This window comes from Enterovibrio sp. FF113, assembly GCF_041439165.1.
In the GTDB taxonomy this organism is placed as follows: domain Bacteria; phylum Pseudomonadota; class Gammaproteobacteria; order Enterobacterales; family Vibrionaceae; genus Enterovibrio; species Enterovibrio norvegicus_A.
The window spans coordinates 39,710-55,349 of the sequence record NZ_JBGONO010000032.1; the positions used below are offsets into that span (position 1 = coordinate 39,710).

General features: G+C 47.2%; 13 protein-coding genes. 6 read left to right on the top strand and 7 right to left on the bottom strand.

The genetic code is table 11. The annotated features are described in order from the left end of the window. Window positions 1–110 precede the first annotated feature (110 nt). Window positions 111–761 (bottom strand): response regulator transcription factor, encoded by a 651-nt coding sequence (locus ACED36_RS20225; RefSeq protein WP_016958895.1) that lies wholly within the window; start codon window positions 759–761, stop codon window positions 111–113. Between the two features lie 58 nt (window positions 762–819). Then, window positions 820–2,193: a cache domain-containing protein gene (locus tag ACED36_RS20230; RefSeq protein ID WP_016958894.1), complete on the bottom strand. Its 1,374-nt coding sequence runs from the start codon at window positions 2,191–2,193 to the stop codon at window positions 820–822. A gap of 228 nt (window positions 2,194–2,421) precedes the next feature. Between ACED36_RS20230 and ACED36_RS20235 the strand changes: the two genes are divergently transcribed. The 3 genes from ACED36_RS20235 (at window position 2,422) to ACED36_RS20245 (ending at window position 5,458) form a co-directional block, all read left to right on the top strand. Next, entirely contained in the window at window positions 2,422–3,474 is a 1,053-nt protein-coding gene (locus ACED36_RS20235; RefSeq protein WP_016958893.1) for a TRAP transporter substrate-binding protein, read from the top strand. Between the two features lie 69 nt (window positions 3,475–3,543). After that, complete coding sequence (locus ACED36_RS20240; protein ID WP_016958892.1) at window positions 3,544–4,086, top strand: TRAP transporter small permease subunit; 543 nt, start codon at window positions 3,544–3,546, stop codon at window positions 4,084–4,086. Further along, window positions 4,073–5,458 carry a TRAP transporter large permease subunit gene (locus ACED36_RS20245; RefSeq protein ID WP_016958891.1) on the top strand — a complete coding sequence of 462 codons (1,386 nt, stop codon included), beginning with the start codon at window positions 4,073–4,075 and terminating at the stop codon, window positions 5,456–5,458. Before ACED36_RS20240 ends, ACED36_RS20245 begins: the two co-directional genes overlap by 14 nt. A 111-nt stretch (window positions 5,459–5,569) precedes the next feature. On the opposite strand, the gene ACED36_RS20250 is transcribed toward ACED36_RS20245, so the two are convergent. The 4 genes from ACED36_RS20250 to ltaE form a co-directional block, all read right to left on the bottom strand. Continuing rightward, window positions 5,570–7,936 (bottom strand): Lon protease family protein, encoded by a 2,367-nt coding sequence (locus ACED36_RS20250; RefSeq protein WP_016958890.1) that lies wholly within the window; start codon window positions 7,934–7,936, stop codon window positions 5,570–5,572. Between the two features lie 201 nt (window positions 7,937–8,137). Then, the gene (locus ACED36_RS20255) at window positions 8,138–8,905 is read right to left on the bottom strand and encodes a 3-hydroxybutyrate dehydrogenase (protein ID WP_016958889.1); all 768 of its coding nucleotides are present in this window, start codon (window positions 8,903–8,905) and stop codon (window positions 8,138–8,140) included. A gap of 111 nt (window positions 8,906–9,016) precedes the next feature. Continuing rightward, window positions 9,017–9,955 carry a DUF808 domain-containing protein gene (locus ACED36_RS20260; protein ID WP_016958888.1) on the bottom strand — a complete coding sequence of 313 codons (939 nt, stop codon included), beginning with the start codon at window positions 9,953–9,955 and terminating at the stop codon, window positions 9,017–9,019. 94 nt (window positions 9,956–10,049) lie between these two features. After that, window positions 10,050–11,060, bottom strand: a complete 1,011-nt coding sequence (gene ltaE, locus ACED36_RS20265; protein ID WP_016958887.1) for a low-specificity L-threonine aldolase — start codon at window positions 11,058–11,060, stop codon at window positions 10,050–10,052. 160 nt (window positions 11,061–11,220) lie between these two features. Between ltaE and ACED36_RS20270 the strand changes: the two genes are divergently transcribed. Then, window positions 11,221–11,952 carry a sulfite exporter TauE/SafE family protein gene (locus ACED36_RS20270; RefSeq protein WP_017004903.1) on the top strand — a complete coding sequence of 244 codons (732 nt, stop codon included), beginning with the start codon at window positions 11,221–11,223 and terminating at the stop codon, window positions 11,950–11,952. Between the two features lie 124 nt (window positions 11,953–12,076). On the opposite strand, the gene ACED36_RS20275 is transcribed toward ACED36_RS20270, so the two are convergent. Next, window positions 12,077–13,120 (bottom strand): PotD/PotF family extracellular solute-binding protein, encoded by a 1,044-nt coding sequence (locus ACED36_RS20275; RefSeq protein ID WP_371733767.1) that lies wholly within the window; start codon window positions 13,118–13,120, stop codon window positions 12,077–12,079. Between the two features lie 202 nt (window positions 13,121–13,322). On the opposite strand from ACED36_RS20275, the gene ACED36_RS20280 reads away from it, so the two are divergent. After that, on the top strand, window positions 13,323–14,606 hold the full coding sequence (locus tag ACED36_RS20280; RefSeq protein WP_017004906.1) for an FAD-binding oxidoreductase: 1,284 nt from the start codon (window positions 13,323–13,325) through the stop codon (window positions 14,604–14,606). Window positions 14,607–14,821: 215 nt separating this feature from the next. After that, window positions 14,822–15,418, top strand: coding sequence for an alpha-ketoglutarate-dependent dioxygenase AlkB (locus ACED36_RS20285; protein ID WP_371733768.1), 597 nt, complete (start codon window positions 14,822–14,824; stop codon window positions 15,416–15,418). The last annotated feature ends 222 nt before the right edge of the window (window positions 15,419–15,640 follow it).

The following is a 15,640-nucleotide window of genomic DNA, read 5'->3' on the forward strand; positions in this document are numbered from 1 at the left end:
AACGAAAAATAATCGCGTGTTTTTTGTGAGCAATAGAAATGCCTTATGCTTTCTATCGCTATTATTTTCTGGGCAATAGTGAGCAAGCTTGCTTGCCATGTTGCTATGCCTCAATCATTTCCGCTTTGATTTACCCAGCCTTGTTCAAACGCGTATTTGACTAACCCTGCGGTTGATGTGACCCCAAGTTTCTTTTTGACGCGAAGACGGTGGGTTTCAACCGTTCGAACACTGATGTCTAATTCTCGGGCAATGGTTTTGTTGCAGGCACCATTGGCGATGAGGATCAGTACATCTTTTTCTCGGGGGGTAGGAAGGATGTCATCGTGATCTTTATTCTCTAATTCGCTCATGCTTTCCATGAGAGTTTCTGACACTCCAGCACTAAAATAAGAACCGCCATTGGCGATAATATCGAGAGCTTGTACCAGCTCCTGTGAGGATACGTCTTTCAATACATAACCTTTTGCGCCACCACGCATCGCGGTCATGATGTACTCTTTGTTGTTGTGCATGCTGAGGATCACCACTTTGATCTCAGGCGCTTTGTCTCTCAATACGGAGAGTACTTCCAGTCCTGATTTATGGGGCATGGAAATATCCGTGAGGAGTATATCTGGCTTGAGAGAGAGGGCTTTATCAATGGCACTATCGCCGTCGTTAGCTGCCCCGAGTATGCTGAACTGAGGTTGCCTGGACAGTCGTTCTATCAGTCCATCCTGAAGCAGCACATGATCATCTGCGAGTAAAAGCGTGGTCATTGGTTCTCTCCTTGTTGATTTGCCATCTTTTCTTCCTTAGCAATCCTTGCGAGCGCCTCTAATGTGCAATGGGAAGAATGGCTCTGACTTCAGTACCTTGATCGATTAGGCTGCTGATAGAAAAAATCCCATCCAAATTCTCAATACGCTCGCGCATATTTTTCAATCCCATTGATTGCGCATTATGGCTCACCTTGATGTCTTCAAAGCCAACACCGTCATCTGCAATGGTCAATACAATTTCACCTTCCTCTTGTTGAAGGATAATGTCGACGGCTTTTGCGTGTGCATGCTTTTCGGCATTGTGCAGTGCTTCCTGAGCCACACGATAGAGGGTGATTTCGGCAGACTTTGACACCTCGTCCATATTGAGATGATGTTCAAAAATCACATGCATTCCTGAACGTTCAGTCACTTCTTTGGCCAGATCGTCCAAAGCGGCAAGTAAGCCCAAGTCGTCCAACAGGGCAGGGCGTAAATCTTTTGAGATACGTCTGAGTTCTCTGACGGCTTCATTGAGCGTGGCTTGGCCCAGCGCGACATTTTGATTTCGTTCTTCATTGGTTTTCGCATCTTTAATGCTGTCTAGACGGTATTTCACTGAGACCAGAATTTGGTTGATGCCATCATGCAGTTCGCGGGCAACCCGTGTTCTTTCCTCTTCTTGAGATTCAATCAGTTGCCGATTCAAAGCTTGTAGCTTTTGGTCCGCCAATTCTCGCGCACTAATATGAATACTGGTGGCAAGGCTGGCCACAATACCGATGGTGATAATCAGCGCAATGCCGAGACCAATGAAGGTCTTGCTGATGGTTTCGTCTATTTTTCCATGTACCGATGTGACCTGGGTGTCGATATCATCAATGTATACACCCGTGCCAACCATCCAGCCCCACTTATCCAGCCCAATCGCATAACTCAGCTTTTTGACTTGTTCTTTTCTTGATGGTTTATGCCAGTAGTACTCAACAAAACCACCCCCTTGTTGGGCGCTGAGTATCAAGGCTTGTAGCAATTTGAAACCGCGATTGTCTTCCACATCCCAGATGTTTTGACCCACCATTTCAGGTTGATAAGGCAACACGAGGTTGGTGCCATCATAGGTGTAAGCGAAGAAGTACCCGTCTTCTCCGAAAGTGAGATTATTCAATATATCGATGACAGCTTGCTTGGCGTTGTCATCATTTTCGTTAGCGCTGTCATAAATTGGTGCAATAGAAGCACGAGCCAGTTCGACGTATTTGAGCAGTTCTTGTTTCTTAGACAGTAAGGTTTCAGAACGGATTAAATTCGCCTGATTTTTAGACAGGGTGTCAGATTGGATCACCACTAATCCAATAATTAGCCCAAACATCAATAGCAACGGCAGCATCGCCAGAATCAATATTTTGATCCGAATGGGCATGCTCATGCCTGATAACGTCGTCAACATAATTCCGTTTGTTGTTAGGTTTTCACTCGGCTACGTGAAACTACGTAGCCCTATTACGCAATCCTATGGACAGTAAGTCCGTTTTCTAACTGATATTTTTTTCTAAGTTGCAGGGATAGTCTAGACGGTAACAAATTATTAACAGTCTCAATGTGCTGTAAACCTCAACCAGAAAAGCAGCAACACAATACATCCTAAACAGTGATGCTGCGCACCAAGGAGTGGACAATGAATAGGCCAATCTCGACGACTTTAAAAGCTATTGCCATCGCGACACTTTGCGTTTCAGGTTCTGCATTGGCAGACAAAATATTGCTGAAAACCCCGATTGCGTTTGGTACGCATTTGCCGGCACTCGGTACGCCGATCAAATGGGTGTCTGAACGTATTCAGCCTGTCACTGGAAACACCATCAAGATGAAAGTGTATGAGCCGGGTAAACTGGTTGCACCGCTAGAAATTCTTGATGCAGTTTCCAGTGGCAAAGTGAATTCTGGGTATGCGACCGCTGGCTATTGGCAAGGAAAAATGCCGGCGGCAGCGTTGTTTTCTGCAGTGCCTTTTGGTCCTGAAGCACCGGAATATATGGCGTGGTTGTTTTACGGTAATGGCTTGAAGCTCTATCAAGGCATGTATGACGAAGCAGGCTATAACGTGAAAGTGCTGCCGTGCGCCATTATCTCGCCAGAGACCTCGGGCTGGTTCAAAAAGCCAATCGACAAACCGGAAGATCTGAAAGGGTTAACCATGCGTTTCTTTGGTCTTGGCGGTCAAGTCATGGAGAAACTGGGTGTAGGTACGGTGCAGCTGCCGGGCGGTGAGATCTTTGGTGCGTTAGAGAAAGGAGCCATTGATGCCAGCGAGTTTTCTCAGCCAGCCATCGATCAACGTTTAGGCTTTCATAAAATCGTCAAATATAACTACTTCCCCGGTTGGCACCAGCAAGCCACTGTCTTTGAGCTTCTGATCAACAAAGACACGTGGAATAAGATGGATGAAGACCAACAAGCCGGGATTGAAACGTTGTGCCTAGCATCAATGACCAACTCCATTGCTGAAGGTGAGTCAATGCAGTTTGAAGCGATGCAAAAAGCCCAAGAGCAGGGCGTTGAACTTCGCTATTGGAATGACGACATGCTGAACCTGTTCCAAACCACATGGCTAGACGTGGTAGAGGAGCAAAAAGCGGATCCTTACTTCAACAAGGTGTGGAAAGATATGTCTGACTTCCGCCAGAACTACCAAATCTGGGCATCAAAAGGTTTCCTTCCTCGCAATTAAGACCCCTGTGGTTTCGGGCAGCAGGACGCTGCCCGTTTATTCGTTTTAACCTGGGTGAAGGAGCACATCATGACCCAGCCTTCTCACTCGCTTCCTGCTTCACCGCTTGCAGACAGCATTGAGCAAGTCGTTCGTATCGTCGGGCGCACTTTTGCTTGGAGCTATCTGTTATTGATTGCGGTTATCATCACGCAGGTAGTGCTTCGTAAGGTCTTTAATAACGGCCAGATTGCCTTAGAAGAACTGCAATGGCATCTCTACGCCATTGGCGTTTTATTCGGGTTGTCTTACGCCGAAATCACCGGCACTCATGTGAGGGTCGATATCTTCTATCACCGCTTTTCGGCAAGAAAGAAAGCGTGGGTTGAAATCATCACCGTTCTGTTTTTTGTTTGGCCATTCGCCTACGTGATTTTCATTCCTTCACTCGACTTTGTTTATGAAGCATGGCGTGTCGATGAACGATCTAATGCACCGTCAGGATTACCGTGGCGCTGGCTAATCAAATCTGCCATTCCATTTAGTGTTGCGCTGTTGGCATTCGCCAGTTTTGCTCGGCTACTTCGCGCTGTCGCCTTGTTGCGTCAGGGAGGCTCGCATGGAAGCAAATGAAATTCTTATTCTGGCGATGTTCGGTAGTTTTATCTTGCTCCTTTTTATCGGCATTCCTGTTGCTTGGGTCTTGGGCGGGGTAGGCGTCGCATTTGCCATCATTGGTTACTACAGTGACCTGTATTTTGATACATGGACGGGCTTAGATTTCACCACGCTGGGTTTGGTGGTTAACCGTTTATTCAAAATCATGGATAACTGGATATTGGTGGCGCTACCCATGTTTATCTTTATGGGGAATATGCTCGACAGATCCGGTGTCGCAGACCGATTGATGCAAGCGATGCAAGCATTGTTTGGTCGTGTCCGAGGTGGGCTGGCGATCTCCGTGATGGCGATTGGTATTATCCTTGCGGCTTCAACAGGGATCATCGGTGCGTCGGTCGTATTGCTGGCGACCATGTCTTTACCGGCCATGATCAAGCAAGGTTACAGTTTGCCTTTGGCACTGGGTACGGTTGCTTCTGCGGGAACTCTGGGGATCTTGTTACCTCCATCGATCATGCTAGTGATCATGGCAGATCAGCTTGGCTTGTCTGTGGGTGATTTGTTCATGGGCGCGATGTTCCCAGGTCTGATGCTGGGTGCAATCTACATTGTCTATTTGCTCCTGATTGGTGTGTTGAAACCGCAATCTGCGCCACTGCCAGAAAACGCAAAACGCGCTGATTGGGAGGTGATCAAAGATGTGGCCAAAGCGATTGTGCCAACCTTTGCACTGATCATTGCAGTACTGGGGTCGATTTTCGCAGGTATTGCGACGCCGACAGAAGCGTCTGGTGTTGGGGCGTTTGGTGCGATTTTACTCGCGATGTATTACAAGCGTTTCTCGCTGGCTGTGCTGAAAGATGTTTTGCTGGATAGCTACAAAACCACGGCGTACATTTTTGCGATATTTATCGGTGCAACGTGTTTTGCACTGGTGCTTCGTGAATTGGGTGGGGATGAATTTATCGAGCAAGTGTTTGAGGCCTTACCCTTTGGCCCTTATGGCATTGTCGCTTTCATTCTATTGGTCATTTTCCTGCTCGGCTTCTTTCTCGATTGGATTGAAATCACCTTGATTGTGTTGCCATTACTGGCACCTGTCGTGATGGGTCTCGATCTGGATATCGGTACGTATCCGGGGTTGGATAATGCTGAGCTGGTATGGTTCGTGATGTTGGTTGCGATGGCATTGCAAACCAGCTTTCTGACACCGCCTGTTGGGTTTGCTTTGTTTTACCTAAAAGGGGTGTGTCCGCCGGAAGTGAAGCTGATGGATATCTATAAAGGCGTCGTACCCTTTATCATTCTTCAGCTAATTGCCTTGGTGGTCTTGGTGATGTGGCCCAATTTGATACTTTGGTTACCATCAATTGCCTATGGGTAATCACACTGTACTGACGACAATATAGGTAGATGGATAATCCAATAAAAGAGGCCGACATGATGTCGGCCTCTTTTTCGGTTAGCGTTTAGCTATTTTAATGACAGCGTTGAGCTAGTCATCACTTCGTAGTGCTTCGAGTTGCTTGAACGCTTCGTGAAGCACGGTACCTGATTTGAACTTGCCTTTTGGATCTAACTTACCTGCGGGCATCCCCGTGAACAATTCGATGGCTTCACTCACATGCTCAATGACATAGATGTGGAACTGGCCTTTTTCGACGGCATGGATGATGTCTTTACGTAGCATTAAGTTATGCGCGTTAGAGCGAGGAATGATCACACCTTGAGTGGCTTTCGGGCCTTTGAGGGTGCAAACATCGAAGAAGCCTTCGATTTTCTCGTTCACGCCACCGATGGGCTGCGATTGACCAAATTGGTTCATGGAACCGGTAATGGATAAATCCTGTCGTAATGGCACGCCAGAAATGGCAGAAACCACGGCACAGAACTCCGCCATTGATGCACTGTCACCATCGACACCACCATAAGATTGCTCAAACGTGATTCGCGTAGTCAGTGGGATTTTTGCTGTTTTACCTAATAATGACGAAAGATAAGCGGTGAGGATCATGACCCCTTTGGAGTGAATATTGCCACCTAGCTTCACGCTTCGCTCTATGTCCAGTACGTCACCCTCGCCAAACGATGTCGTTGCCGTAATGCGGTTCGGTGCGCCAAAACTGAAATCGTTGGTAGTGAGCACCGACAGTGCATTCACTTGGCCGACTTTCGACCCGTGGGTGTCTATCAGGGTTGTGCCTGTCGTAAAGCCTTCCATCACGTAATCGCGCAGACGACTAACACGCATATCGCGGCTCGCCAGTGCTTTTTCGACATGAGATGCACGGATAAGGTTGGATTTACCGCTGCGTGCTTGGTAGTTAGATTCACGCAGTAAGTTGGCAATGTCTGATGAGTGCAGAGACAGTTTGTCCTGATCGCCAGATTGACGAGAACTGTGCTCGATAATGCGACCAATCGCGCCCTGATCGCAATGCAGGAGGCTATTATCGTGGCATATGCTGGAGATGAACTTTGCGTATTTTAGTTCGCTGTCATCGTTTCGCGGCATGTCGTCTTCAAAGTCTGCCGTCACACGGAACAGTTCGCTGAATTCCGGGTCGTAATGTTGTAGTAGCGCGTACGTTTTGTAATCGCCAAACAGAATGATTTTGACGTTCAGCGGAATCGGCTCTGGTTCGAGAGAGATGGTGCCACTGAGGGTGATTTCTCGTTCCAGTGAGCTCAGGCTGACTTTACGCGAGCTTAAAGCACGCTTTAAGCCGTCCCACACATAAGGGCGTTCCAACACTTTTACGGCATCGATAAGTAACACACCGCCATTCGCGCGATGGATACTTCCCGGGCGAATTAAGGAGAAGTCAGTAAACACTGTGCCTTTGTAAGTGGCATTTTCCACGTAACCGAAAATATTGTGATACGTAGGGCTGTCTTCAACGATAATAGGGGGCACATCTTCATCTTGATCGACCAACACGTTGACTTGGTAGCGACGGGGAAGCTTTTTATCCAGTGCGGCATAAGCCAACCCTGCTTGCTCTTCACTTTCTTGCAGGAAAATATCGAGATTTTCGACGATATCACCTTGCATTGCCTTGAGGTATTTTTTCACCTGAGGCAAATCTTGATAGACATCGACAATTTTCTTAAACACGTGAGAAACGACGTCTGTGGCGACTTCTTCATCCAGTTTGAGCTGCTTCTCGGCGTATTGCTCTTCCCATTCGGTCAGCTTACGCACTAACCCACGAAGCTGTACTTCCAGCTCACGGATCACGGTATCGAACTGCGCTTGCTCTTTTTCTGGCAAGGCATCAAAGGTTTCTTCGGTGTGCGGCTCTTCACCGTCTAATGCAATGAACTGATAGTCACCGGTGGCCGTGATAGAAAGGCTAATGTTTTGCGTTTTTGCACTTTCGCTCAGTTCTTCCAACGCGCCTTCTTGCTGCTCGGCTAAGCGATTTTTTAGGATGTCGGCGCGTGAGTAGTACATCTCATTGTCGAAGGCCATTGGCAGAGAATTACTCAGCCTTGCCATGAGCTTCTCAATGTCTTTCTTGAGTTTCAAGCCCCTGCCTGCAGGTAATTGCAGTACGCTTGGCATGCGTGAATCCTGAAAGTTGGCGACATAACACCAATCGTAAACAGGGTGGCTATATTGCCAATGGCGACCAAGATAACGCATCACCATGGTGCGTTTGCCAAGGCCATTCTGACCTACCGCATAGATGTTGTAGCCCTTTTCTTGAATCGACATCGCGAACTCAACGGCTTGACGTGCCCGATCTTGGCCGACGATTTCGTCCAATGGCTCAAGATGCTTAGTAGAAGAAACGTTGAGTCGGTTGAGTTGTGAAGTGCGATAGAGCTTGTCACTGGTTAGTGGTGAGTGTGTCATAGCGCTCTCCTTACACTGATTTCTTTGTATAGAACCAGTGTAGCGCTGTTAACTTACTGATTTTGAGATAAAGAAGGGAGGACGTGTTGGCAATGTGGGCTGGCGCACTTTATTCGCCTGTATAAGGTGAACAAGTGCGCAAAAAACGTTCATGCTGATGGCGTTTGGATAGTTAGGTTGTGCGTTTTTTGTTATCGAAAGTTAATGCGCCGTCCATCCACCGTCGATAGCAATGGCTTGTGCTGTGATGTTTTTGGCACTTGGTGAGCTGAGGAAAAGAGCGGTATCGGTTAACTCGCGAAGGGCAATAAATGCTTTTTTGGGCATGGGCTTAAGCATGATGGTATTAATGACGTCTTCTTCGCTGATTTGGTGAGTCTGTGCCTGTGCGAGGATTTGGTTTTCAACCAAGGGTGTTTTGACATAAGAAGGGCAAAGCGTATTGATAGTGACGTCATGCTCTGCGCTTTCAAGAGCGATGGTTTTTGAAAAGCCCAGCAGGCCATGTTTAGCCGACACATACGCGGATTTATAGGGGGAGGCGACTAAGCTGTGAATGGAACCTACGTTGATAATCCGTCCAAAATTTTGCTCGTACATTTGCGGCAGAAAAGCCTTGGTTAACATCGCAGGACCCGTGAGTAATATGTCGATAATCAGTCGCCATTTATCTTCTGGAAATGTCTCCAATGCCGATACAAACTGAATGCCTGCATTGTTGATCAGTATGTCGACAGGCTCACCCGCACGATCGGGTGCGCTCGCAATGTGCTTGGGATCGGTGACATCGAGTGTAATGCCGTGCACGGGCGCATCAAAATCGCGCTTGAGCGTATCAACCGCTTCGCTTAGTGCGCTGGTGTTGATATCAGAGAGGGTGACGCGGTAACCCGCCTGTGCAAAACCTTGCGCCATACCAAAGCCAATACCGCTTGCGCCACCGGTGATAAAAACATGTTTTGCTGCCATCCGTGTTCTCCATAACGTTAGATAATCTATTTAAACTAAGCGCGAGTCACCACAGCGTCAATCCGCAGTATTACGCAATGGCTGCAGGAAATTGGAGATTTTGCTGATTTTTTAATGGGCTTTACTGGGTTTTAGTTTGCCGATCAGCGAAACAATACCCACCACGATCACACCTGCGATTAACCCGATAAGGCCATGAAGTAACGTTGGCAGCACCGCGGAAATGATATTGCCTAATGAAGGGATTAACGCGGTTTCCTGCGCGGCATCACCGATCCATTCAGACAGTAAATGCACGCCATGTGTCAGAATGCCACCACCCACCAAAAACATCGCAATAGTGCCCACTATAGAGAGGCCCTTCATTAATATTGGAGCGAATCCTAACAAGCCACGGCCAATCACTTGGACAATTGCGCCGCTTTTTTTGCTCAGGTATAAACCCGCGTCGTCGATTTTGACGATGATCGCCACCAAACCATAGACGCCAATCGTGATGATAAAGGCGATGCCAAACAGTGTGATCACTTGGGTAGGGAAATCACTGCCGGAAACGACGCCTAAGGTGATGACGATAATTTCGGCTGATAAGATAAAATCAGTGCGAATGGCACCTTTGACCTTTTGTGCTTCGTACTCGGCGGCGTTTAATGTGGCAGTGTTAAAATCGGTATCTTCAGGTGGCGGTGTGTGTGCTTTATCTTTGTCCTTCTTATGGAAAAAGGTGTGAATAATCTTTTCTGCGCCTTCAAAGCAAAGAAACAATCCACCTAGCATCAATAGCGGAGTGATAAGCCACGGGGCGATCGCACTGATTGCGAGGGCAGCAGGTACCAAAATAAGTTTATTGAGAAGGGACCCTTTGGCGACCGCCCAAACCACAGGCAATTCTCGGTCTGCTTTTACCCCCGAGACTTGCTCTGCATTCAATGCCAAGTCGTCACCCAAGACACCCGCCGTTTTCTTTACGGCCATTTTGCTCATGAGTGCGACATCATCAAGGATGGTCGCAATGTCATCGAGCAAGGTAAGCAGGCTAGCTCCAGCCATAGGATGTCTCCTCATCACATATGATTAGAGGCGGAAAACCGCCTCTAGTTTGTTGTCACTTGTTTGGGTATACATTGTTACCGCATCAAGAGCGTTACAATTGCTGCTCGATGGCTGATAGCAGTTTGTCGATATCTGCTTTTGTTACGTCTTTATGCGTAACAAAACGCATCGCTTTGTGCGCTGGCGACACCAAGATACCGTGTTCTTTCAGTTGGCTCGCAATGGCATGAATATCAATGTGAGACGCAACATCAGCATAGACAATGTTCGTTTGCACGGGATAGATAAAGGTATTGAAACCCTGAATTGCCCCTAGATTCTCCGACAGGTATCGCGCGTTGTCATGGTCATCTTTGAGACGTTCCACGTTTTCGGTCAATGCAATCATGCCCGCCGCCGCAAGAATACCCGCTTGGCGCATACCGCCACCGACCATTTTACGCAGACGACGCGCGCGCTGAATGTAATCCGCATCACCTAGAAGAAGCGAGCCGATTGGCGCACCTAAGCCTTTAGAGAGGCAGATGGTCATAGAATCGAAATGTTGACTGATTTCTTTGATATCGACTTCAAGCGCAACAGAGGCGTTATAAACACGGGCGCCATCCAAATGCAGCTTAAGCTTGTGCTGGTTGGCAAACTCACGTGCTTGTGCCAAATAGCTCATCGGGAGAACTTTTCCGCCGATGGTGTTTTCAAGACTCAACAATGTTGTGCGTGCAAAGTGGACATCGTCCGGTTTGACGGCTGATGCCAGTTTTTCAAAGCAAAGAGTGCCATCTTTGTTGTTTTCGATAGGCTGAGGCTGGACAGAACCAAGCACAGCTGCACCACCTGCTTCATATTTGTAATTGTGTGCTTGTTGCCCGCACAGGTATTCGTCACCACGATCACAGTGTGCAAGAATACCGAGCAAGTTTGCTTGTGTGCCAGAAGATGTAAAAACCGCAGACTCGAAACCGTGTCGTTCTGCTGCCCAACGTTCTAATTCGTTGACTGTTGGGTCATCACCATAAACGTCGTCACCCACTGGCGCATTCGCCATGGCATCACGCATTTTTTGGTCCGGTTGGGTTACTGTATCTGAGCGAAAATCAATCATTCCAAACTATCCTGATTACTACTATGATCGAACGACAAGACTACTCCTGATCGCTCAAAAAGTAATTACAAAACATAGCGAATTTCGCCCACGTCTATATGTTGAGCCATTCAATATTTGATGTTGATTGGCATAACGGAAGGCATTAAAAGGAACAACAATGGAGATGTCGTGGCTATTTATCTCGCTCGCGTGTTTGGTGACAGGTTTTTCTAAATTCTCCATAGGTGGGCTTGGCCTGATTATTCTTCCTCTCATGATGCTGGCCTTCCCTGGGCCTGAAGCACTTGGGGTGATCGTCCCGCTATATCTTCTCACTGACTTCGTTGCTGTGATGACTTACCGCAAAAATATCAATTGGGGTGTGCTGGCGAAATTACTGCCTTTTGGCGCCATTGGTGTGATGCTTGGTACCTATGTATTGGGGAGCATTGATTCGAGCACCTTTATGACCATGCTTGGCGTGCTCATATTTTCTTTGCTTGGCCTGTCACTTTGGCTTGATTACCATCCTTTACCGATATTCTCCCATCGATATGCCGCAGGTATTGCTGGTGGCCTTTGTGGATTTGTCGGTGTGCTTGCCAATGCAGCGGGGCCATTGATGGGGTTGTTTTTGCTCGAGCAGAAAATGGAAAAACACGCTTACGTTGCCACCCGTGTTTGGGCGTTTTTGACGCTGAATATACTTAAGATGGTGGGTTTGATCAGCCTTGGGCTTGTGAACATGGAAACGCTCGAAGCCAGTGCAGTGGGTTTGCCTGCATTATTTGTGGGCATGTTTATTGGCTACAAAGTTTTTGCGAAGATTTCAGCGGATCAACTTAAAGTCATCGTCCGGTGTGCAATATCACTTAGCGCGGCACATCTGCTTTTTTTCAAGTCTCAATAAGCAGTAGCTCGAAGCAGACAAACAGATACAGATAAACAAAAACCGCAGCCTAAACTGCGGTTTTTATTCGTGCATGCTTTGAGCATCACTATTTACGTAACCAGACGTCACTGACGCCAGGGGATTAGCTTTTTAGCTGTTGCCAGTAGCGGTTGTAAATGCGTACGGCATCGCCAACGTCATTGGTGAATTCACCTTTCTCCACATCACTATCCGTTGGGAAGATAACATTGTTCTCTGTGTATTCAGCGGACAGTTTTTCTTTCGCGCGTTTACTTGGAGCAGGGTAGCCAAGTTCTTCGACCATGGCTGCTTGGTTCTCTGGACGATACAGAAAATCAATAAACTGATGAGCCAGATCTATCTTCTCCGCGCCTTTGGGAATGATGAAGTTATCCATCCACAAAATTGACCCTTCTTCAGGATACACAAACTCGATGTTATCCATTTCAGCTTGGGCCATGTAGGCATTGCCGTTCCATTGCTGACCAATGCCTACTTCGCCCGTGACAAACGGCACGTGAGGCGCATCTGAATTGTAAACAACGACGCTTGGACGAAGGTCTTTTAGCATCTCGAAAGCTTCTTTGATTTCAGCTTCGTTGGTGGTGTTGATGCTGTAACCTTTGGCTTTCAAAGCCATGCCAAACACGTCGCGTACATCATCAAGCAGCATGATTTGACCGGAAAACTCAGGCTTCCACAAATCCGTCCATTTAGTGACGTTGCTTCCATCAACGATGTCACCGTTGTAGCTGATACCTGTGACGCCCCAAATATATGGCAGTGAATAATCGTTGTTCTTATCGAAAGGCTGACCCATTAAGCCAGGAATGATGTCTTTAACATGCGGGATTTTAGATTTGTCGATTATTGCCAGCATGCCTTCGTTGCTCATGCGCTCGATAAAGTACGTCGACGCGAATGCGAGGTCGTAGCCTTTACCGTTAAGCAATTTTAGCTTGGTATACATGGATTCATTGTTTTCAAACGTTGAATAGTTAACCCTAACACCGTATTCCTTTTCAAAAGCCGCAATGACTTCCATGGGCATGTATTCTGCCCAGTTGTAGATGTTAAGTACTTCGTTATTTGCTGAAACGCCGAAAGATACAGTTGCGGTAAGTGCGATGCTCGCCGCTTTCACCCCTTTAAGATTTAGGTTCATTGTGTTTCCCTGTAAGGCTATACCAAGCCGAAATTTGAACGCGCATCATCAAAAGTATTGCCACCAGTGTCAATCAGAAATCAGTTTAAAAAGTAACAATTTCTGTTTCTTACCAACGGCAGCAAATCTCCTTGCTAGTGCTGTGGAGGAGTGCGACTATTCGCCGTCTTTTTTTTCTACTCATGCAGGATTGAGTCACAAGATGGCAACAGAAAACGGGTATATCGACAGCTACTACCAAGCGACGGCAAATGTATTGCCTGAACAGCCAACATTGACTAACGATATCCAAGCGGATGTTTGCATTATTGGCGGAGGGCTGACAGGTACGAATGCGGCGATCGAACTTCGTAAGAAGGGAATGAGCGTCGTTGTGCTAGAAGGGCAACGCATTGCATTTGGCGGTTCTGGGCGTAATGGTGGACAGGCGCTTGTGGGCTATTGCCTTGGTCTGCGTGAAGTTGATGAAACTTATGGCCCAGAATGGGGTAAGCAGCTGTGGGATCTTTCCGTTGAATCCATCGATATCATTCGTGAGCGTATCCAAGAGTTCAACATTGATTGTGACTTTCAACAAGGTTACATCGAACTGGCGCTGAACAAAGGCCAAGAAGAAGAACTGAAATCGTGGCATGCGCTGAAACATGGACGCTATAACTATCCTGTCGCTCAGTGGTGGGATACGGACAAAATCGAACAAGTGGCGAACACGCGTCGATATCTTGGTGGTTTGTTCGATCCAAATAGTGGGCATGTTCACACCCTGAATTACACCCTTGGCCTTGCACAAGCGGCAATTTCTTCAGGTGCGGAAATTTACGAAAATAGCCCTGTCATCAAGATTGAAAAAGGGGCGGGAATCAACACAGTTAAAACCGCCACGGGTAGTGTAAAAGCCAAACAGGTTTTGCTTGCCTGTAATGCCTACCTCAATGGTTTGAACCGCAAAGCGCAATCTATAGTCTTACCGGTTGCCTCTTATATAGCCGTGACTGAACCGCTTGGAGACCGTCAACCTATTACTAATCAGATGGCGATGTCGGATCTGAATAATTGTTTGGACTACCTCCGACCGACTGCGGATGGACGAATTTTGTTTGGTGGTGTTAATCATCCGTTCAATGGTGAGTATTCGGACAGTCAGGAACGTTTGCGTCAACGCATGCTCAAAGTGTTCCCGCAATTGTCTGATGTGAAAATGGAATACCATTGGGGCGGATTGTTCGCTGTGACGCGCAGCTACATGCCCGAAATCACACATCTGGGTAACGATATATATACCGCCCATGGTTACACTGGCCACGGCGTAGGCTTAACTAACATTGCTGGACGTGTTGTTGCAGAAGCAATGGCGGGTCAAGCAGGGCGCTTCGACGTGTTTTCACGTATCAAACAAGGTTGGATTCCGACGCCAGAAGTCTTGCGTAAACCTGCGCTAGCGCTTGCGATTTGGAAATCACAACTGGAAGACGCTCTGGCGAAATAACTTTAGTTTTGCGTGTTATTTTGTGTGTCATAGAGAAGGGGGAGCGTTGCTTCCCTTTTTAATGGCAAAGCTTTAGTGGCTTCGCGTTAGTATCACCATGCACAATAAATGATATGTCCTTTTGATGAGTGCCTTGGAACCGTGCGAACAGACGTGGCTGTTTCTGCTTCTTTTCGCTACAGTATTGATGAACTGCAGGGCGAGTGTTGAGCGAAATGCATCAGAACGATCTTTTTGAACAGACGGGTTGGATTTCATTGCCTGATGGCAAACTTTACTGGCAGCCTGATTTCGTGGATGAATCAGAAGCAAGTACACTCTTTGATGCGTTACTTTCAACATTGCCGTGGCAACAACTCCCAATCAAAATGTATGGGCGTGAAGTGCTACAACCGCGTTTACAGGCGTGGTTTGGTGACTGCGGTTATACCTATTCCGGCCTTGCGCTTTCCCCAGCTCGATTTCCCCCTCTTATCGAACAACTAAAATCCAGATGTGAGCGCGTTTCTGGCACCGTGTTTAATTCGGTATTGGCAAATCTCTATCGCGATGGTCAAGACTATATGGGATGGCATCAGGACAATGAACCTGAATTAGGGGCTGAACCAAGTATTGCTTCACTCACGTTCGGAGAGGCTCGCCGTTTTGTGTTGAAGCATATTCATACCGGAGAAAAGCGAGAGTTTGAATTAGGATCAGGCTCCTTACTCATAATGGCAGGTAAAACTCAGAGTTATTGGCAGCATACGCTCCCGAAAACCGCGAAAATGAAAGGCCCCAGAGTTAATCTCACCTTCCGCAATATTATTTAGTCGGCCAAATTCAGCCTAATAAAGGCTCGAAATGGTTGATTTATGTCGTCTTTGCCGTGATTTTGAGCGAACGAACTTTTTTTTATCAAATAGTGTTGACTAGATCACGTGAATCCGTAGAATGCCCACCCATACCGCAGCGGGAAGAAATTTCCAGATGCGAATGGACAAAGGCGCGTTGGCAGAGTGGCTATGCAGCGGATTGCAAATCCGTGTACCTCG